The organism is Streptomyces sp. AC550_RSS872, from assembly GCF_019049285.1.
GTDB lineage: Bacteria > Actinomycetota > Actinomycetes > Streptomycetales > Streptomycetaceae > Streptomyces.
On sequence record NZ_JAGMUL010000084.1, the window covers coordinates 1 to 706 of the forward strand.

At 66.9% G+C, this 706-nt stretch carries 2 protein-coding genes; one reads left to right on the plus strand and one right to left on the minus strand.

Features of this window, described 5'->3' with window-relative positions:
* Positions 1-421, plus strand: a 421-nt coding sequence (locus KUM44_RS28420; RefSeq protein ID WP_217212400.1) for a DUF5959 family protein, incomplete at its 5' end; no start/stop codon positions are given.
* Here KUM44_RS28420 and KUM44_RS28425 read toward each other — a convergent pair.
* Positions 413-706: transposase (locus KUM44_RS28425; protein ID WP_217212402.1), on the minus strand; the 294-nt coding region annotated here is incomplete at its 5' end. The two genes, KUM44_RS28420 and KUM44_RS28425, sit on opposite strands and share 9 nt — an antisense overlap.

A 706-nucleotide genomic window follows, 5' to 3' on the forward strand; every position in this document is an offset into this window, starting at 1 on the left:
CATCGCTCCGAGGGAGCTGATCTCCCTCGCCGATGACGAGGGGAACAGCGTCACCGTCAACGTCCTGGGGCGTAACCCCGGGTGGGCTGCCGGGCTCGATGCCGAGATCGTCGTCGGGACGCCCTTCGTGTCCGGCCGCTGTTACCTGGCGTTGTCCGTTTCGAAGCTGGAGAGCTGGTCCGACGCACTGAACAGGATCGACGCTGGCGAGGATGTCGCCTGGATGGAGATGAGCAGGGGAGCGTCCATCTTCATCCAACTCACTGGCGAGCGTGACTGTCCGGAGGTGGTCGTAGAGGACGAGTCAGGATCCATGGTCACCGTGCGCGTGCCGATCGCCCTGCCCGACGACTGGATCGCCGACCATCGACAGCGTCTGCACCAGCTGATGAAGTACTGGGTTCCGATGCTCTCAGCGTAGCGAGACAAACCGCCGCCAGCAGATGAGCGCACATCCAGGGGTGAGGAAGGCCTCGTGGATGTCGTCCCGTATCTCCCGGCGGATCCGCAGGCGGCGGAACCAGTGCAGGTGGGCGAAGGCGCGCTCCACGACCCAGCGTTGGGTGCCCAGTCCGCAACCGTGCTCGGTGCCGCGGCGGGCGATCACCGGTTTTGCGCCGCGGTCCCACACGAGGCGGCGGTACTTGTCGTGATCGTAGCCACGGTCGCCGAGTACGACGTCGGGACGGCGCCGGGGCCGGCCGCG